The sequence below is a fragment of the Haloarcula nitratireducens genome (assembly GCF_019599505.1).
The window spans coordinates 436,394-453,164 of the sequence record NZ_RKLT01000001.1 but is presented as its reverse complement, the minus strand read 5'-3'; the positions used below and the strand labels follow the sequence as shown (position 1 = coordinate 453,164).

Here is a 16,771-nt window from a genome sequence, read left to right as displayed (position 1 = left end):
TATCCGGTGGGTTTATACAAACACAGTCCTGAGTCTCGGACGTACATGAACAGGCGGGAGTTCGTCCGGACTGCAGGGGGTGCCGCAGGCGCTGCGGCGACCCTGGGAACCGCCGGCACGGCCGCTGCCCAGGAAGAGGGCGGCGGCAACGGTTCGAGCGGCGGCGGCAACGGCACCAGCGGCGGTGGCGGTGGCGGCGGCAACACAGCTCCGGACTACGGCAACTGGTTCAGCAACGTCGGTAACTACGGCGGCCCCGGGAGCACGGTCGACGAGACCGGCAACAGCGAGGTGACCGTCGAGGTCGGGGTGCAGGCCAACGGCGGCGCCTACGGGTTCGGCCCGCCCGCGGTCCACGTCGACAACGGCGCGACGGTCCTCTGGGAGTGGACCGGCGAGGGCGGCGGTCACAACGTCGTCTCCCAGGGCGAGGGGCCGCTCGATTCGGGGAGTACGACCTCCAGTGCCGGCGTCAACTACGAGTACACCTTCGAGGAAGACGGCATCTACAAATACTACTGCGCGCCCCACGAGGGCCAGGGCATGAAAGGCGCCATCGTCGTCGGTTCGGATTACCCCACGACGACCATCGGTGGCGGCGTCCAAGAGGTCAATCCCCACTACGCCGGCGTGCCCATCCAGCCCCACTTCGTCGGCTTCGGCGCGGGGCTGGCGGTCATCATCCCCCTCATCTTCACGTTCTTCCAGCTGAAATACGGTGAGTCCCCGCACACCAGCGGAGGGAACAACTGATGGCCTCCGAAGGCTCCACCTACGGGGACATCCACCGATACGAACCGCCGCGTGAGAGCACGGCCGCAGCTGTCGGAATCGTCCTCCTGACGCTCATCCAGATCGTTCTCGTCGGACTGTTCACCTACGGGATGCTCACCGGGTGGGCGTCCGGTATCGGGACGAAACTGACGGTGCGGCTCATCGAGGCCAACATGTTCCTCGGTGGCGTCCTGACGGTCATCTTCCTCGACCTGGCGTTCGTCATGCTCCTGTACCGCAAGGAGTTCCTCCCCGACGTGATGATCGTCAAGAAGCGCCGTCGCAAGTGGGAAGACCTCTACGTCCGACAGGATCAGGTCGACGGTACCACGATGGGCGGTGACAGCGACGAACTCGTTGAGTCTATCAAACGCGCGGTCTACCCCTACTACAAGAAATAATGCCACTAGACGAAGACAAGTATCCAGCCGAGACCGGCCGACGACGCTTCGTAAAGGGCGTCGTCGGGAGCGCCGCCCTCTCTAGCGTCGGTGTCGGCGGTGCCGCGGCCGTCAGTGCCACCACGGACGCCGCCGGCGAAGGCGGCGGGACGACCAATTTCGTCGCCGTCGAGAACACCGACGGTCCCGCGCCGCGCGGGATGCCCATCATCCCGCTCACTATCGAAGGCGGTCAGCTGACCGGCGTCTGGCCGGAGTTCGACGAGGAAGCGGGCGTCGCCATCGCGCCGAACTTCGGCGGGAGCGGTATCGACTACTCCTCCGCCTGGTTCCAGTACTGCGGCATCCAGAGCTCGCCGGGTATCTACCCGCAGGCGGAGCGAACTAACACGTTCCTCAGTAGCCCCGGCACCTACGAGTGGCAGAGCGAAATCCCGCAGGGAGAGCCCCTCACCGTCGATATGTTCGACGACTACAAGGAGTGGGGCAACGGTATCGGACGATCCGGAGTCGGAAAGCCGGCCGGCGCGGTATGGCGTTCCGAGGGCGGCGAGGAAGGCGTCCCGATCCAGCTCATCCGCTCGGTCCAAGTAGAGCGGATGGCCAACGGCGAAGGCCCGTACAGCGACCTGTCGAGCGACATTCAGAGCTTCATCTCCGAGGCGACCCAGAACGGGTTCATCGCGTGGCTGAACAAGTGTACGCACTTCTGCTGTGTCCCCGGATTCAAGACGCAGGCCGGGAGCGCGAACTTCGGTGCCGCGAACAAGATCTACTGCCAGTGTCACCAGTCGGTGTACGACCCGTTCAGCCCGGTCAAAAAACAGTTCGTCGCGCTCCCGCGACCCCCACAGGAAGACTAGACTATGAGTCTCGAACGCAAGGACGAACACGACCACAAAGGCTGGATGGAATCGCGCGAGCTGTCGCCGCTCGAATCCATCTACCTGACCACGCTCATCTGGCTCGACAAACGGCTCCGGGTCGTCGACTACCTGGAATTGCTCGAGGACCTCTACTACAAGGTCAACATGCAGATGCCGAAGAGCCACACCGAGCAGTACAACCTCGACAACAAGTTCTGGTACTGGTACCCGCTGTACGCGCTGGGATCCTTCTCGACTATCGCGTACATCGTCGCCGCCATCTCCGGGGCGCTGCTCGGCTTCTACTACGCCCCGGCCGCCGCGGCCGCCGACGGAACGCCGACCATAGCGTACGACTCGGTGCTGATAATCATGGGCCAGCTCAACCTCGGATACTTCCTGCGCTCGGTCCACCGCTGGTCCGCGCAGATAATGGTCGCCGCGGTGTTCCTGCACATGCTTCGCGTCTACTTCACGGGCGCGTACAAGGAACCCCGCGAGCTCAACTGGCTCATCGGCATCGTCCTCATCTCGCTGACGCTGGTGTTCGGATACACGGGCTACCTGCTCCCGTGGAGTCAGCTGTCGTACTGGGCGGGCCAGATCGGCGTCGAGATGTCGCTGTCCATCCCGCTCATCGGCGAGTGGGTGGCACAGCTACTGTTCGGCGGCTTCACCCTCTCACAGTCTACGCTACAGCGGATGTACATCCTGCACGTGTTCTTCCTGCCGTTCATCACGACGGCGCTCGTCGCCGTCCACATCGGCATCGTCTGGATGCAGGGCATCGCGGAACCACACTAACCCATGAGCGAAAACGACACCGACGACGACGTTCGCACAGACGGCTCGGGCGGCGGCGGGATCGTCGCACCTGACGACGAGACGCCGACGTGGTCCGAGCGCAAGCAACGCAAACAGGGCCTCTCGCGGCTCACTTACGAGTACTTCGAGCGAGCACGGCGCGAGGATCAGGACCTTCGCCAGCAGTCCGACTACGTCGAGCGCGACGTGCTCGGGTTCCCGGCCTGGCCCCACGAGATGATACGGAACCTCGCGCTGACGAGCTTCTTCGTCGGGATGATCCTGTTCGTCTCGGCGGCGCTCCCGCCGGAGATGCCGAACCCGGCGAACTCGGGCGTGACGCCCGCCATCATCCTGCCGGACTGGTATCTCTACTGGTCGTTCGGCCTCCTCAAACTCGGGCCGCTCAACCCGAACCTGAGCATCTTGGGCGGACAGAAGCTGATGGCCGACCGGACCTACGGCGTGCTGGCGAACGTCGTCGTCGTCGGCTTCGTCGCCATCGTCCCCTTCCTCAACAAGGGCTCCGCGCGCCGTCCGGTCGAACAGCCGTTCTGGGCGGCCGTCGGGATGGCCGGCGTCATCTTCAGCTTCACCATCGCCGCGCTGTCCATCAAGAACCTCGTTCCGATGGACTCGAAGCTGCTGTTCGACCTGACGTTCCTCTTCCCCGTCGTCTGTGCGACGATCACCTACGCTGTGTTGAAGGCGATGCGCGAGGGATACATGTTCGACCTCAACCGCCGGTACTACCGACTCAGACCGCCGAAGTAACGGTCGTCTATTTTCCGCCGCGATTCGTTTCGAGTCCGCGGGCCAACAGTATTGTAGCCTCGGCGTCATTTATCTCGCATGACCGACGTGGTCGTCGTAGACGGCGCTCGCACCGCACACGGAGCTCTTCTCGGCAGGCTCTCGGAGCGTCCGGCGACGGCGCTCGGACGGGCCGCCGTCGAGGGGGTACTCGACCGCACCGGCGTCGAACCCGACGTCGTCGACTGGGTCTGTCTCGGCAACGCCGTCCAGGCGGGCGTCGGGCAGGTGCCCGCGCGGCAGGTCGTCGTCGACTCCCCGCTGCCCGACGCCTGCCCGGCGACGACGACCAACGAAGCGTCGGGGTCCGGCCTACGAGCGATTACGACCGCCGTCGACCGCATCGACGCGGGCCGAGCGTCGATCTGTCTCGCCGGCGGGATGGAGTCGATGTCGAACGCGCCGTATCTCGTCCGCGAGCTGCGCGGCGGCCGCCGCCACGGGGACACGACGCTCGTGGACGCGATGATACACGACTCGCTGTGGGACAAAAGCTACGACGCCCACATGGGGACGCTCACCGACCGCATCGCCGAGCGCTTCGACGTCTCCCGGGAGGCACAGGACGAGTACGCTCGACGGAGCAACCACCGCGCCGCCGACGCCGTCGACGACGGACTGTTCGAGCGCGAGATCGTCCCCGTCGACGTGGGGGATCACCTCGTCACCGAGGACGAGGGGCCGCGCCCCGAGACGACCGTCGAGCGGTTGGCGACGCTCCCGCCGGCGTTCGGGGAGGACGGGACGATAACGGCGGGCAACGCCTCGAAGCTCGCCGACGGCGCGGGAGCGGTGTTGCTCGCCGACGCGGAGACGGCCGACGCCGCGGGCGTGGGGCCGATGGCCCACGTCGAGGATTACGCCGTCGCCTACCGCGACCCCGCGGAGTTCTCTCTGGCCGTCGCCGACGCCGTCTCGAAACTGCTCGACGAGAACGACCTCTCGGTCGCGGACGTGGACCACTTCGAACTCAACGAGGCCTTCGCCGCTCAGATGGTGTACGTCGCCGACGAACTCGATATCCCGCCGGAGAAGCACAACCCGCTGGGCGGCGCGGTCGCGCTCGGCCACCCCATCGGTGCGAGCGGCGGCATCCTCGCGACGACGCTCGTCTACGCGATGGAGCGCGAGGATTTGGACAGGGGTGTGGTGGGGATGAGCGTCGGCGGCGGGGGCGCTATCGCTATGTCGTTAGTCCGGTAGTCCCGCGCGGCGGCGACGCGAGTGACGTCGGCGGCGGGGGCGCTCTCGCTATGTCGTTGGTGCGGTAGCCCCGCCCGGCGGCGACTGCTCACCGAACGCGGAAATCGGGAGCATTATCGGGACGGCACCCGCCCAACAGGGTATGCCAGCCTTCTCCACGCGCGTCGAACAGGTGTCGATCTCGGGCATCCGCGAGGTGTTCGAGGCCGCGGGCGAGGACGCCATCAACCTCGGTCTCGGCCAGCCGGACTTCCCGACGCCGGACCACGCCCGCGAGGCCGCCGTCGAGGCCATCCGAGCCGGCAAGGCCGACGCCTACACGTCGAACAAGGGGACCGAGTCGCTCCGCGAGGCCATCGCCGAGAAGCACGCCCGCGACAACGACTTCGACGTCGATCCGAACGACGTCATCGCCACCTCCGGCGGGAGCGAGGCGCTGCACATCGCGCTCGAAGCCCACGTGAACGAGGGCGAGGAAGTGGTCTTCCCCGACCCCGGCTTCGTCTCCTACGAAGCGCTGACCCACCTCGCCGGCGGGACGCCGAAACCGGTCGGGTTGCGAGACGACCTGACGATGGACCCGGCGGCCGTCGAGGACGCCCTCACCGACGACACCGTCGCGTTCGTCGTCAACTCGCCGGCCAACCCCACCGGCGCGGTGCAGTCGCCCGACGACATGCGCGAGTTCGCCCGCATCGCGGCCGAGCACGACGTACTCTGCATCTCGGACGAGGTGTACGAGAAGCAGGTGTTCGACGGCGAACACCGCTCGCCGGCGGCGTTCGACGAGACGGGCAACGTCGTCGTCGTCAACGCCTGCTCGAAGGCGTACTCGATGACCGGGTGGCGACTCGGCTGGGTCACCGGGTCGAACGAGCGGATCGAGCGGATGCTGCGCGTCCACCAGTACGCGCAGGCCTGTGCCTCCGCGCCCGCCCAGTACGCCGCCGAGGCGGCGCTCACCGGCCCGCAGGACCGGGTCGTCGAGATGCGAGAGGCCTTCGAGGAACGGCGCGACGTCCTCCTCGACGGCTTCGAGGAGATGGGACTCGAGTGTCCGACGCCGAAGGGCGCGTTCTACGCGATGCCGAAGGTGCCCGACGGCTGGGTCGATGAGGTCATCGACCGCGGCGTCATCGTCGTCCCGGGCGACGCCTTCGGCGAGAACGGCGACGGCTACGCTCGAATCTCCTACGCGACGGACATGGAGACGCTGAAAGAAGCTATCGACATTATGGCCGAGGCGACGGCCGCTCTGAAGCGGTAATCCGGACTGAGACGCGGCGAAGCGTCATAGTCCTCGGGGACGTACCGACTCCCGATGAAGCACCTCGCGCCGTCGAACGTCCCGGTCTACGAGACAGCCGACGAGCAACGGGCCATCTGGCGACGGTGTGCCGAACGGGGACAGCCGGTCATCGCCGTCCGGAACGCGACCCGCGGCTACATCGTCAAGTACGACCTCCAGCATCTCGACCGACAGCTCTCGCCGTCCGTGGTCCAGCAGTTACGCGACCGGGTCCGCTCGCGGCGGCCGTACCCCACTGGGACCGACCCAATCTCGGAGACGGAGGGCGTCGGCGGCGAGGCGGGGCCGGTGTCGGGGGAACTCCACGCGCCGACGGAGGCCGCCGCCCGCGAACTCGCCTCCCACATCTCGCAGTTCGTGTTAGATCGGGACAACTGGCGATAGTTTCGCTTCGAGAGAGAGGGAGAGATAGCGTACGAGAATTTTTCAGTCGCGCGACCCAGGTTACCGTATGGCAGTTTCTCGACGCGGAGCGGGACCGCTTGCCGCGGGGCGGGCGCTCGCCTCGCAGGTCCATCCGGTGTTCATGCTCCCGCCGCTGGCCACGTCGCTGTTCGGAGCCGTGCTCGCCGGCGACGTCTCGCTCTCCATCGCGGCGCTGCACGCCGGGGCGATGTTCTTCGCCGTCTACACCGCCCACGTCAAGGACGGCTACGTGGACTTCCACCTCCGCGGCGAGGACGACGACCACCCGCTGACCGTCGGCGGCTGTCGGGGTGCACTCGTCGCTTCCGGCGCCGGGTTCGCGTGCTGTACGGCGGGTCTGTGGCTCCTCGCCGGCCCCGGCGCGGCCCTGCTGACGCTGCCGACGTGGGTCATCGGCTACGCGCACGCCCCGCAACTGGACCTCAATCCCGTCGGGGCGACGATGGGCTACCCCGCCGGTATCGCCCTCGCGCTCCTCGGCGGCTACTACGCGCAGGCGACGGGGCTCAGCCCCCGCGTGCTCGGGTTGGCCGCCGTCTTCCTCTGCTTGCTCACGGGCATCAAGGTGATCGACGACGAGAAGGACTACGACTACGACCGCTCCATCCGGAAGCGTACCGTCGCCGTCGTGCTGGGGCCGGCGCGGGCCAGACGGTTCGCGCTCGCCCTGCTGGTGGCGGCGATGGTCGGCGTCGTCGCCCTCGCGGTCGCGCTTCCGGGAATCCCGCCGAGCGCCGCCGGCGCGGCCCTCGTCTTCGGTATCGTCGCCGCCGTCGCCCAGCGCGCGGAGTCGGAACTGGCGACGATGCTACTGATCCGAGGGTCCTACCTCTTCCTGGCCGTGCTGGTCGCGGCGGTGTGGTTCCGGCCGCTCGGGTGAACGACGAGCGACAGCGGCCTTATCGCGTTCAGTTGTCGCTGACGATCTTGATGACCGACCCCTCTTCGAGTTCCTCCTCGTCGCTGATTCGCATCCCCTCGCGGGCGTCGACGGCGTGGATGTAGCCGTCGCCGATGTCCGAGTGGACGGCGTACGCGAGGTCCTTCGGCGTCGAGCCGCGGGGCAGGAGGAAGGCGTCGGGGAGGACGTTCCCCTGACCGTCGGTCCACTTCGTGTCGTTCTGGACCGGGTACGCCGTGACGTGGTCGAGCAGATCGTAGACGGCTGTGTCCATCGCGCCCTGGACGCCGGTACCGCCGTGCTCGGCCATCACCTCGCGGATGCGTTCTAAGCCCTCGCGTTGCTGGTCGTTCAGGTCACCGAGGATCTCGAAGTCCGGGTCGCCGGGGTCGTACGCGACGACGCCCGCCTCCGCGGCTTTGCGCAGCGCCAGCTCCCCGTCGGCGGTGGCGGGGACGACCACATCGGCGGCTTCGCGGAGCCGCTCGACGTTGCCCTCGGGCGCGACGTCGGCCTTGTTGGCGACGACGACGATGGGTTTCGTCCGGCGGCGGATCTCGCGGGCCAGCGCCTCGCGGTGGTCGTCGGTCCACGCGATCGGGTCCTCGGGGTACTCTAAGTCACGCAGCGTGCGTGCCACGTCGAGTTCCGTCGCGCCGACGCCGGTCAGCATGTCCACGAGCGCCTCGTCTAAGTCGAAGTCGGGCGAGCGGGACTGCCGCTCGACGGACTCCCAGTTGCGGGAGACGATGCTCGCGAGCCAGAGGTCCATCTCCGTCTCGACGAAGTGCACGTCCTCGACCGGGTCGTGTTCACCGACTTCGACGGGTTCGCCCTCCTCGTCGGTCCCGCCGGAGGCGTCGACGACGTTGAGGATGACGTCGGCATTGGTCAGTTCGTCCAGAAACTGGTTGCCCAGTCCCCGGCCCTCGTGTGCGCCCGGGACGAGACCGGCCACGTCGATGAGTTCGACGGGGACGTAACGCTTCCCGTCGTGGCAGCCGTCGTCGCCGCAGCGCTCCTCGCGGTCGAGGCAGGGACAGTCGGTGCGGACGTGGCTGACGCCGCGGTTGGCGTCGATGGTCGTGAACGGGTAGTTGCCCACGTCCACGTCGGCCATCGTCGCCGCCTTGTAGAAGGTAGACTTCCCGGCGTTGGGCTTGCCGGCGAGTGCGATAGAGAGCATGCCACCACGTACCAGTGACCGCGGAAAGGGGGTTTCGGTTCGCGGGTCGCCGAGTCGCTTCCGACCGGGACCTTAGAACGAGCCCCGGTCCAGCGTTTCGAGGTGGGCGACCGTCCCACGGTGAGCGTCGTCGTCGAACGACTCCACGCGGGCGAGGACGCGACAGCCGACGAGGTTCCGCGGCCCGTCGACGAACGAGAGCCGCGTTTCGCCGACCAGAGCGTACAGGTCGCCCTCGGCGTCGTCGAAGTCCGTGACGTACACCTCGATCTCCTCGCCCGCCTCGAAGGAGGGCGTCGTCGTCCGGAACGTCGCTCCGGCGAGGAACTGGTCGAGAATGCTCATACGCGACTCACCTCGTCGGAGCGGCGGTCAGTGGTGTACTCCAGCCCGAAACCGGTCAGTGCCGACAGCAGGAACACGAAGAACAGCAGCCAGCCGTGGAAGACGAACGGCCAGACCTGGATGGGATTGACCACCATCGCCTCGGTGAACCACTCGTACTGGTCGGGCAAGCCCTGCATCGTCGCGAAGCCGACGAGGACGCCACCGGCCCACGGGAAGATGTAGCCGAGCGCCGAGGTGTTCGCGTCGAGGATGTTCGCCCGCCGGTAGCCGTTGATGTTGTACTTCTGGCCGATGCGGGCGATGTACGGCGCGATGGCGATCTCGGCGGCAGTGTTGATCGTGATCATGGAGTTGACGAAGGCGGTGCCGACCACCATCGTCGTCTCGGCGCTGCGGACGCCCGTGGCGACGTTGTCGAGCAGCCAGTCCTGGATGGCCGCGAAGCCCCCGCCGCGGATCATGATCTCCGAGCCGGCGATGATGAGGAGGACGAGCACGATGAGCGGGAAGAACCCGGCCGCGCCGCTGTACAGCGACCCGGTCACGCCGGCGTTGCCCGGGTCGACGATCTCGACGATCGGCAAGCCAGCGACGGCACCGGCCACGACCGAAGTGTCGGGGACGCGAAACAGGAGCACCGCGCTCAGCGGCGCGAGGCCGAAGACGAGGTTGAAGACGACGGCAACGACCAGTCCCCAGGAGACCGCTTCGACGATGTGTCGCCCTATGACGGCGGTCACGATGACGACGAGCATCGAGAGGAGGTGGACCAGACCGGCCGGCTCACTGTTCTCGATGAACAGGTCCTGGGCTTGCTGGGAGATGTCGAGGCCGGGCATCGCGCCGCCGGCGACGACGTACGCCGCGAACGCGAAGACGGCGGCGACGATGGCGTACTTAAACCGCGAGGCGACGACGCCGCCGATGTCGGCGTCCTGGGTTACCGCGCTCACGATGGTGGTGTCGCTCACCGGCGCGAGGTTGTCGCCGAAGACGGCCCCCGAGAGGATGGAGCCGAACAGGAGGACGGGGTTCGCGCCGAGCAGGATGCCGGCCGGGAAGAACAGCGCCGTGAACGCCACTGTCGTCCCGTAGCCCGTGCCGATACCCGTCGCGAGCAGCGCGGCGAGGATGAACGTGACTGCCGGGAACAGCGTCGGACCGACCGCGGCGGCGTTGGCCGCCCAGACGAGGCCGCCGACGAAGCCGCCCGCTTGGAGAGTGTTCGCGAACATCCCCGCCCAGAGCCAGGCGACGACGGCCGTCGCGGCGACACGCTTGGTCATCCCGTCGAAGATGGTGTTGGCGTAGTCCGTCCAGTCACCCTTTACGAAGAACATCCCGACGATGAGCGAGACGAGCATGCCGGCGACGAGCCCGGTCGTGTCGCCGATCCTGAACAGGCCGCTCTGGACGATCGCCCACAGGACGAACAGCGCGATGGGCAGGACGCTCGTCCAGCGCCCGCCGTAGAACTCGATTCGATCCACGTCCGGCCCCGAGATCGCGTCGATCTCGGGCGACTCGTCAGAGGGAGCGTCTGCCATGTGTTATGACACCTGATAAAGGCCACGACAGAGAGTGGCACAATAACCGTTTCCCCCGAACCGAGAGCGGCGCTCGAACTCGCGGCGGAGGCGTCCACGAGCGAGCGGCGGCTATCGAGAATCGTGTCGCAATCAGACATCGCGTCGAGAACGTCGCTACTCGGTCGCCTCGGCGGCGTCCTCGGCCGCCGCGGACTCCCCAGAATCCCCGGTTGTGTCGGTCTCCACCGAGTCGGTCGTGTCGTCGTCCGCCGAGTCGGTCGTGTCGTCGTCCGCCGAGTCGGACGGTTCCGTGTCGGCCGGCGAATCCGCGGTCGCGTCCTCGTCGGTCTCGTCGTCCGCCGTCGCGTCGTCGGTGTCGGGCTCCGTAGTGTCACTGTCGCCTTCGAGTTCCTCGGCCATCTCCGCCATCGCGGCGGCGGACTCGTCCGGCCGGGAGAGCACTTCGTCGGTGTGCATCCGCGTCCCGTCGCTGGCGCGGATCTTCCCGTCGACCGTGGCATTCTCGTGGAGTTCGACCGTCGACGCGGAGATGTCGCCCCAGATCTTCGCGCCGGGACCGACGCGAACGTCGCCGTTGCGGGTCGTCACGTCGCCCTTTATCTCGGTTCCCTTCCCGACGACGACGTCCTCGCGGCCGCGCAGGCTGCCGAATATCACGTTGTCGCGGCCGACCTCCAGCGATTCGGCGCGGACGTTGCCGTGGAGGCGGCAGTCGTCGCCGATGGTCGCGGGCGTCGAGACGCGCCAGGCGTCGTCGGAGACGCTGGCTCCCCGCGGGACGAGTATCGGCTGCTGATCGTCGTCCTCGCCGAGCATCTCCTCGACGAGGTCCTGCGCGGCGTCGTCCTCGCCGATGCGAAGGAGTTGCGAGAGGTAGACGAACAGGAAGACGATGGTCGGCATCGGGTTGCGGATGACGATCCAGCCGTTGGCCTCGAAGCCGTTCTCGATGTCGACGTCGTCGCCGATGTCGAGGTCGCCGGCGACGCGCAACTCGCCACCGATGTGGACGCGTTCGCCGATGTAGGCGTCCTCGCCGACGAGGACGTTGTCCGCGACGTCACACCACATGTCGAGGCGGCAGTCGCCCTCGGCCTCGATGTTGCCGCCGAAGCGCACGCGCTCGTCGGCGATCACCGAACGGCCGCGGACGCCGAACTCGATAGTGCTCTGCCCGCCGATGATGACGTCGCCGTCCGTGACGAGGTCGTGTTCCTCGACGGTAGTACCGTCGGGGATGGCGAGTTCCGAGAGCGGGTCAGAGCCGAGTGGCACAGCACAAATAGAGATTCGGACGCTCTTAAACCCCGAGGCAGCGCACGACGCTTGTCAGACGGACGTCTGACGCGGGCGGGCCACGAGAGACTATACTTTTATTCTCACCTCCCCTACGTCTGATATGACCGTTCTCTCGTTCGACGAGCAAGGCGTCGACGTAGTCTACGACGGAACCGAGTTCCGGCTGGAGAAGGAACTCATCGAAGACGCCACGCAGAAGTCCTACCCCGACGTGACCGACCACGAAGTCCTCCAGATAGTCGAACCCGACCCGTCGCTCTCCGGCGAACCGCGGCGTATCGGCGAGATAGTCGAGTGACCACCGCGCCCTCGGCCGATTCTCACGAAGGAAGTATGATCCCTCGAAGGAAAAGGCTAGTAGAATGATAAAACCGCCGCCGTCTTGCGGTCCTACGGCCGGGAAATCGTGGCAAAACCGCACACTGTCGGTAGGCATTTAAGTACCCAGACCCTCACTGTGAGGTAATGTCAGACCCACGTGTCGCAGGGGCCGGTGTCACCTCCTTCGGGAAGCACCCCGAGCGGACCGGTCGCGACCTCTTCGCGGAGGCGGGACTGGAGGCGCTGGACGCTTCGGGCGTCGATCCGGACGACGTCGACGCGCTCTACTACGGGAACTTCATGGGGGAACTCGCCGAACACCAGGGCCATCAGGGCCCGCTGATGGCCGAGGCCATCGGCCTGGACGTGCCGGCCACACGGTTGGAGGCCGCCTGCGCCTCCGCCGGGGCCGCAATTCGGGAGGCCGTCAAGAACCTCCGCAACGGTGAGCAAGACGTCGCCGTCGTCGGCGGGTCCGAGCGGATGACCAACATCGGCACCGCCGCGGCGACGGACGCGCTGGCCATCGCCGCCGACGACCTCTACGAGATCCGCGCCGGGATGACGTTCCCCGGCGCGTACGCGCTGATGGCGCGATCGTACTTCGAGCAGTACGGCGGCGAACACGAGGATCTCGCGCACATCGCGGTGAAGAACCACGAACACGCGCTGGTCAACGAACACGCCCAGATCCGAAAGGAGATCACCGTCGAGGAGGCCGTCGACGCGCCGACCATCGCCAGCCCGCTCGGGCTGTACGACTCCTGTCCCATCACCGACGGTGCGGCCGCCGCGGTGCTGACGACCGCCGAGTACGCCGAAGAACACGGGCTCGACGCCTCGGTCGCGGTCACGGGGACCGGGCAGGGCGGGGACAACCTCGCGCTGCAGGACCGCCCCCACCTCGCACAGACGCCCGCAGCGGACAAGGCCGCGGACGAGGCCTACGCCGACGCGGGCATCGGTCCCGACGACGTGGACTTCGCGGAGGTCCACGACTGCTTCACCATCGCCGAGGTGCTCGCCATCGAGTCGCTCGGGCTCTACGAGCGCGGCGAGGGCATCCACGCCGCGACGAACGGCGAGACCGACCGCCACGGGGAGTTGCCGATCAACCTCTCGGGCGGCCTGAAGGCGAAGGGCCACCCCGTCGGCGCGACCGGCGTCGCGCAGTTGGCGACCATCGCGTGGGTCTTAGACGGGTCGCATCCCCGCGCCGACGCCGTCCCCGACGGAACGGTCGGCGTCGCCCACAACGCCGGCGGCACCGTCGCCTCTACGACGGTTCACGTCTTGGAGGTGCGAGAATGACGGAGAAAGCTCCCGACGGCGCGTACGACGCGTGGCTGAATGCCATCGAAGACGGCGAGGCGCACTACCTCGAATGCGAGAACGGCCACGGCTGGCTCCCGCCGAGACGGGTCTGCCCCGTGTGTAGCTCCCGCGACCTGACCGAGAAATCGCTCCCCGACAGCGGCGAGATCGCTTCTCACACGACCATCACCGTGGCGACGCCGCAGTTCGAGGACGACGCCCCCTACGTGACCGCCATCGCGGACTTCGGGCCGGTGTCGGTGACGGGGCTCGTCCGCGGCGTCGAGCCCGAAGACGTCGAGATCGGCGACGTCGTCGGCGTCGAAGTCGGCGAGCGCGAGACGACCGGGGACCGAGCCGTCGTGCTCCGACCGCGATAGTCGCGCTACCGGCGCTTTTCTACTCCTCTATCTCGGCCGTCGCAGCCTCGCCGCGGACGACGTCGACGAACTCGTCGGGGTGTTCGACGTGGGGGAGCAGGAGCGAATCGCTGAAGACGACCAGCGTCGCGTCCGCCCGGTCGGCGAGTTCCCGGCCCTCCGAGAGCGGCGAGACGTCGGCGTCCTCGCCCCAGACCATCGTGATCGGCACGTCGAGCGCAGCGAGCACCTCGCCGAGGTCCTCCTGCGGGTCGAGAAAGCCGGAGACGAACGAGGCGGGCGCAAAGCGGGCCCCCTGCTGATGACCCGTCCGCCACTCGTAGTCGAGGATCTCGTCGGTGAGGTTGTCTATGTCGTAGTAGCCGTGGTCCGCGTGGAAGTGCCGCATGGACGGCTTCGAGACGATCAGGTTGAAGAGGGTCTGTCCGACGAACGGCGCGCGGAGCACCGAGCGGAGCCAGACGTTCTGGTCGCCCATCGAGGAGTCGGTCGGACAGACGAGGACGAGTTCTGCCACCTCGACCTCGCGGGCGGCGATCGCGGCGTAGGAGGCGGTCAGCGACGAGGCGACCACCGTCGCGTCCTCGCTCTCGTCGGCGAGGAAATCGCGGACGAACGTGGTCAGTAGCGACGCCGAGTAGAGGAGCGGCGGCCGGTCTGAGTGACCGAACCCGGGCAGGTCCGGCGCGAGGACGTGGTAGTCCTCGGCCAACTGCTCGAAGATGGCGTCGAACTCGTGGCTGGAGGCCGCGGCGTTGATACCGTGGAGGAGGACGAGATCCGGGTCCTCGGGGTCGCCCGCCTCCGCGTAGGCGACGTCGAACCCGCGCCAGCGGTACGTCCGCTGATCACCGGAGAGCAGCGGTTCGAACTCGTCGGCACGCGACTCGAGTACGCGATTGACGACCGCCGTCGTCCCGACCGCGCCGGCGGCGACTCCGAGTGCCTTTCGAAGCTTCATGCACACGTGTACGTGCCGGCCCCTGTTTATACGTACGGGAGAGAACGCCCGGAAACGTTCGTCTCGAACGATGCGAAGCCCTTACATGAGCGAGCAATCGACTGTCGGGTGCCGCGCGTGGCGCTTCGCGTCATCTGCGTGGTTTCCCACCTCGCCCCTCACGGGGCTTTCTACGTGTCCCGCGTCTCGTTCAAACAGGCTCTGAGGGGTTCGAGCACCTCGTCGACGACCGTGTAGGGGTCGGTCTCGCGCGCGACGACCGCATCGACGTACCCCTCGATGCCGCCGTGGCGGTCGAGTTCGCCCGCTATCAGTCCGTTGACGTCCTCTCTGAGCAGCGTCCGGATCTCCGCGGCGACCCGCTGTCGGGCCTGCCGTTCGCGCTTGCCCGTTCGGTCTAAGAACTCGCCGTGGTCCGACAGCGCTTCGATGAACGACTCGACGCCCTCGCTGCGGTTCGCCACCGTCTCGACGATGGGGGGCGACCACGTCTCGCGCTCGTCGTCCGCGTCGCCCTCGTCGGGCGTGTTTCCGTCGACCGCCTCGCGATGACCGTGATGGCCCGTACCCCGCGAGCTGTTGCTGTTCTGGAGCATCTCGCGCAGCTGCTGGACGGTGCGGTCGGCCCCGTCCAGATCGGCCTTGTTGACGACGAAGACGTCGCCGATCTCTAAGATTCCGGCCTTCAGCATCTGCACGTCGTCGCCGCTGCCGGGCGGGACGAGGACGGCGACGGTGTCGGCGGTGCGGACGATGTCCACCTCGTTCTGTCCGGCCCCGACGGTCTCGACGATCACCACGTCCTTGCCGAAGGCGTCGAGCGCGGTGACGGCGTCCGTCGTCGCCGTCGAGAGGCCGCCCAGCGACCCGCGGGCGGACATCGACCGGAAGAACACGTCCATGTCGCCGGCGTTCGACGCCATGCGGATGCGGTCGCCCAGCACCGCGCCGCCCGAGAAGGGCGAGGACGGGTCGATGGCGATGACGCCGACGGTCAGCCCTCGGTCGCGGTACGCCGCGGCCACCTTGTCGACGAGCGTGGACTTCCCGGCCCCGGGACTGCCGGTGACGCCGATGACCTCGGCGTGACCGGTGTGGCGATAGAGGTCCGAGATTATCTCGCGGTAGCCCGGCGAACGGTTCTCTATCTTCGTGATGACGCGGGCCAGCGCGCTGTGTTTGCCCGCGAGCAACCCCTCGACGAGGTCCGTCATCGCTCGGGGGCGTGCTCGTGGATGTACGCGATCATCTCGTCCATCGACGCCCCGGGGCCGAATATCTCGTCGACGCCCCGCTCGCGGAGCTCCGCCTTGTCGTCGTCGGGGACGATGCCGCCGACGAGGACGAGTCGATCGTCGAAGGCGTCGTACTCGCGCAGGCCGTCGAGGATCCTCGGGACCAACGTGTTGTGCGCCCCCGAGAGGATGGAGATGCCGACGACGTCGACGTCCTCCTGCACGGCGGCCTGCACGACTTCTTCCGGGGCGCGGTGCAGGCCCGAGTAGATGACTTCGAACCCGGCGTCACGGAGCGCACGGGCGATAACGTGCGCCCCGCGGTCGTGTCCGTCGAGTCCGACCTTCGCGACCAGACACCTGATAGTCCGCTCGGCTTGCTCCTGCTCGACACTCATGCCAAGAGTTACCACCGCATGCGGTTTGACTCTTGCCCCGCCTCACACCGTGAACAGCAGGAACGGGATGACGAACAGCGAGAGGAACAGGAACGCCAGGACGAGTCCGTAGCCGGCGAACATTCCGGCGGCGGTCACCCACGCGGGGTGGTCGAATCGGTCGAGCGTGCGCGACATACGTGGTCCTCGTTCGCGTGGCTCATAGTGATTCGGGGTCGAACTGGACTCGCACGCCGGACGGCGGACCGCGGCCGCTCGCATTCCGAAAGCACTAATCGGGCA

Annotated in this window: 20 protein-coding genes; 12 read left to right on the top strand and 8 right to left on the bottom strand. The window is 67.3% G+C overall.

The features are described 5' to 3' along the window. The first annotated feature begins 45 nt into the window (after positions 1-45). The 9 genes from EGH23_RS02300 (at position 46) to EGH23_RS02260 (ending at position 7,476) form a co-directional block, all read left to right on the top strand. A complete protein-coding gene (locus EGH23_RS02300) occupies positions 46-753 on the top strand; it encodes a halocyanin domain-containing protein (RefSeq protein WP_220578415.1) in 708 nt (235 codons plus the stop codon). Continuing rightward, a complete protein-coding gene (locus EGH23_RS02295) occupies positions 753-1,175 on the top strand; it encodes a DUF7318 family protein (RefSeq protein WP_220578414.1) in 423 nt (140 codons plus the stop codon). The genes EGH23_RS02300 and EGH23_RS02295 overlap by 1 nt, the downstream gene beginning before the upstream one ends. Next, the gene (locus EGH23_RS02290; RefSeq protein ID WP_220578413.1) at positions 1,175-2,038 is read left to right on the top strand and encodes a ubiquinol-cytochrome c reductase iron-sulfur subunit; all 864 of its coding nucleotides are present in this window, start codon (positions 1,175-1,177) and stop codon (positions 2,036-2,038) included. The genes EGH23_RS02295 and EGH23_RS02290 overlap by 1 nt, the downstream gene beginning before the upstream one ends. A gap of 3 nt (positions 2,039-2,041) precedes the next feature. Further along, positions 2,042-2,845, top strand: coding sequence for a cytochrome b (locus EGH23_RS02285; protein ID WP_220578412.1), 804 nt, complete (start codon positions 2,042-2,044; stop codon positions 2,843-2,845). 3 nt (positions 2,846-2,848) lie between these two features. Further along, on the top strand, positions 2,849-3,619 hold the full coding sequence (locus EGH23_RS02280) for a cytochrome b family protein (RefSeq protein ID WP_220578411.1): 771 nt from the start codon (positions 2,849-2,851) through the stop codon (positions 3,617-3,619). 78 nt (positions 3,620-3,697) lie between these two features. Next, positions 3,698-4,861 (top strand): thiolase family protein, encoded by a 1,164-nt coding sequence (locus EGH23_RS02275; RefSeq protein WP_220578410.1) that lies wholly within the window; start codon positions 3,698-3,700, stop codon positions 4,859-4,861. 142 nt (positions 4,862-5,003) lie between these two features. After that, positions 5,004-6,128, top strand: coding sequence for a pyridoxal phosphate-dependent aminotransferase (locus EGH23_RS02270; protein ID WP_220578409.1), 1,125 nt, complete (start codon positions 5,004-5,006; stop codon positions 6,126-6,128). 54 nt (positions 6,129-6,182) lie between these two features. After that, a complete protein-coding gene (locus tag EGH23_RS02265) occupies positions 6,183-6,554 on the top strand; it encodes a hypothetical protein (protein ID WP_220578408.1) in 372 nt (123 codons plus the stop codon). 67 nt (positions 6,555-6,621) lie between these two features. Continuing rightward, positions 6,622-7,476, top strand: a complete 855-nt coding sequence (locus EGH23_RS02260; RefSeq protein WP_220578407.1) for a UbiA family prenyltransferase — start codon at positions 6,622-6,624, stop codon at positions 7,474-7,476. 28 nt (positions 7,477-7,504) lie between these two features. On the opposite strand, the gene EGH23_RS02255 is transcribed toward EGH23_RS02260, so the two are convergent. The 4 genes from EGH23_RS02255 to EGH23_RS02240 all read right to left on the bottom strand — a co-directional run bounded on the left by EGH23_RS02255 (position 7,505) and on the right by EGH23_RS02240 (position 11,856). After that, on the bottom strand, positions 7,505-8,683 hold the full coding sequence (locus EGH23_RS02255) for a redox-regulated ATPase YchF (protein WP_220578406.1): 1,179 nt from the start codon (positions 8,681-8,683) through the stop codon (positions 7,505-7,507). Between the two features lie 72 nt (positions 8,684-8,755). After that, entirely contained in the window at positions 8,756-9,028 is a 273-nt protein-coding gene (locus EGH23_RS02250; RefSeq protein ID WP_220578405.1) for a DUF7513 family protein, read from the bottom strand. Next, entirely contained in the window at positions 9,025-10,578 is a 1,554-nt protein-coding gene (locus tag EGH23_RS02245) for a Na+/H+ antiporter NhaC family protein (protein WP_220578404.1), read from the bottom strand. The genes EGH23_RS02250 and EGH23_RS02245 overlap by 4 nt, the downstream gene beginning before the upstream one ends. Before the next feature lie 156 nt (positions 10,579-10,734). Next, positions 10,735-11,856, bottom strand: a complete 1,122-nt coding sequence (locus EGH23_RS02240; RefSeq protein WP_220578403.1) for a polymer-forming cytoskeletal protein — start codon at positions 11,854-11,856, stop codon at positions 10,735-10,737. A gap of 124 nt (positions 11,857-11,980) precedes the next feature. Here EGH23_RS02240 and EGH23_RS02235 point away from each other — a divergent pair, with 124 nt between their 5' ends. The 3 genes from EGH23_RS02235 (at position 11,981) to EGH23_RS02225 (ending at position 13,895) form a co-directional block, all read left to right on the top strand. Beyond that, positions 11,981-12,178 carry a DUF5800 family protein gene (locus tag EGH23_RS02235; protein ID WP_220578402.1) on the top strand — a complete coding sequence of 66 codons (198 nt, stop codon included), beginning with the start codon at positions 11,981-11,983 and terminating at the stop codon, positions 12,176-12,178. A gap of 167 nt (positions 12,179-12,345) precedes the next feature. Then, positions 12,346-13,512, top strand: a complete 1,167-nt coding sequence (locus EGH23_RS02230) for a thiolase domain-containing protein (RefSeq protein ID WP_220578401.1) — start codon at positions 12,346-12,348, stop codon at positions 13,510-13,512. Continuing rightward, positions 13,509-13,895, top strand: a complete 387-nt coding sequence (locus tag EGH23_RS02225) for a Zn-ribbon domain-containing OB-fold protein (RefSeq protein ID WP_220578400.1) — start codon at positions 13,509-13,511, stop codon at positions 13,893-13,895. Before EGH23_RS02230 ends, EGH23_RS02225 begins: the two co-directional genes overlap by 4 nt. A gap of 19 nt (positions 13,896-13,914) precedes the next feature. Here EGH23_RS02225 and EGH23_RS02220 read toward each other — a convergent pair whose 3' ends face one another. From EGH23_RS02220 to EGH23_RS26785, 4 genes are all read right to left on the bottom strand, one after another. Continuing rightward, positions 13,915-14,856, bottom strand: a complete 942-nt coding sequence (locus EGH23_RS02220; RefSeq protein WP_220578399.1) for an alpha/beta fold hydrolase — start codon at positions 14,854-14,856, stop codon at positions 13,915-13,917. A 170-nt stretch (positions 14,857-15,026) separates the two neighbouring features. Beyond that, positions 15,027-16,070, bottom strand: a complete 1,044-nt coding sequence (meaB, locus tag EGH23_RS02215) for a methylmalonyl Co-A mutase-associated GTPase MeaB (RefSeq protein WP_220578398.1) — start codon at positions 16,068-16,070, stop codon at positions 15,027-15,029. Continuing rightward, complete coding sequence (locus EGH23_RS02210) at positions 16,067-16,489, bottom strand: cobalamin B12-binding domain-containing protein (RefSeq protein WP_220578397.1); 423 nt, start codon at positions 16,487-16,489, stop codon at positions 16,067-16,069. The genes meaB and EGH23_RS02210 overlap by 4 nt, the downstream gene beginning before the upstream one ends. Positions 16,490-16,531: 42 nt before the next feature. Then, on the bottom strand, positions 16,532-16,666 hold the full coding sequence (locus tag EGH23_RS26785) for a hypothetical protein (protein ID WP_268899410.1): 135 nt from the start codon (positions 16,664-16,666) through the stop codon (positions 16,532-16,534). Positions 16,667-16,771: the final 105 nt, after the last annotated feature.

Excerpts from the sequence above, each read along its gene's own strand:
- EGH23_RS02280 (WP_220578411.1), top strand. The coding sequence starts at position 2,849 with ATGAGCGAAAACGACACCGACGACGACGTTCGCACAGACGGCTCGGGC.
- EGH23_RS02270 (WP_220578409.1), top strand. The coding sequence starts at position 5,004 with ATGCCAGCCTTCTCCACGCGCGTCGAACAGGTGTCGATCTCGGGCATC.
- EGH23_RS02230 (WP_220578401.1), top strand. The coding sequence starts at position 12,346 with ATGTCAGACCCACGTGTCGCAGGGGCCGGTGTCACCTCCTTCGGGAAG.
- EGH23_RS02225 (WP_220578400.1), top strand. The coding sequence starts at position 13,509 with ATGACGGAGAAAGCTCCCGACGGCGCGTACGACGCGTGGCTGAATGCC.
- EGH23_RS02265 (WP_220578408.1), top strand. The coding sequence starts at position 6,183 with ATGAAGCACCTCGCGCCGTCGAACGTCCCGGTCTACGAGACAGCCGAC.
- EGH23_RS02300 (WP_220578415.1), top strand. The coding sequence starts at position 46 with ATGAACAGGCGGGAGTTCGTCCGGACTGCAGGGGGTGCCGCAGGCGCT.
- EGH23_RS02290 (WP_220578413.1), top strand. The coding sequence starts at position 1,175 with ATGCCACTAGACGAAGACAAGTATCCAGCCGAGACCGGCCGACGACGC.
- meaB (WP_220578398.1), bottom strand. The coding sequence starts at position 16,070 with ATGACGGACCTCGTCGAGGGGTTGCTCGCGGGCAAACACAGCGCGCTG.
- EGH23_RS26785 (WP_268899410.1), bottom strand. The coding sequence starts at position 16,666 with ATGTCGCGCACGCTCGACCGATTCGACCACCCCGCGTGGGTGACCGCC.
- EGH23_RS02245 (WP_220578404.1), bottom strand. The coding sequence starts at position 10,578 with ATGGCAGACGCTCCCTCTGACGAGTCGCCCGAGATCGACGCGATCTCG.
- EGH23_RS02235 (WP_220578402.1), top strand. The coding sequence starts at position 11,981 with ATGACCGTTCTCTCGTTCGACGAGCAAGGCGTCGACGTAGTCTACGAC.
- EGH23_RS02260 (WP_220578407.1), top strand. The coding sequence starts at position 6,622 with ATGGCAGTTTCTCGACGCGGAGCGGGACCGCTTGCCGCGGGGCGGGCG.
- EGH23_RS02220 (WP_220578399.1), bottom strand. The coding sequence starts at position 14,856 with ATGAAGCTTCGAAAGGCACTCGGAGTCGCCGCCGGCGCGGTCGGGACG.
- EGH23_RS02295 (WP_220578414.1), top strand. The coding sequence starts at position 753 with ATGGCCTCCGAAGGCTCCACCTACGGGGACATCCACCGATACGAACCG.
- EGH23_RS02275 (WP_220578410.1), top strand. The coding sequence starts at position 3,698 with ATGACCGACGTGGTCGTCGTAGACGGCGCTCGCACCGCACACGGAGCT.
- EGH23_RS02210 (WP_220578397.1), bottom strand. The coding sequence starts at position 16,489 with ATGAGTGTCGAGCAGGAGCAAGCCGAGCGGACTATCAGGTGTCTGGTC.
- EGH23_RS02285 (WP_220578412.1), top strand. The coding sequence starts at position 2,042 with ATGAGTCTCGAACGCAAGGACGAACACGACCACAAAGGCTGGATGGAA.
- EGH23_RS02250 (WP_220578405.1), bottom strand. The coding sequence starts at position 9,028 with ATGAGCATTCTCGACCAGTTCCTCGCCGGAGCGACGTTCCGGACGACG.
- EGH23_RS02255 (WP_220578406.1), bottom strand. The coding sequence starts at position 8,683 with ATGCTCTCTATCGCACTCGCCGGCAAGCCCAACGCCGGGAAGTCTACC.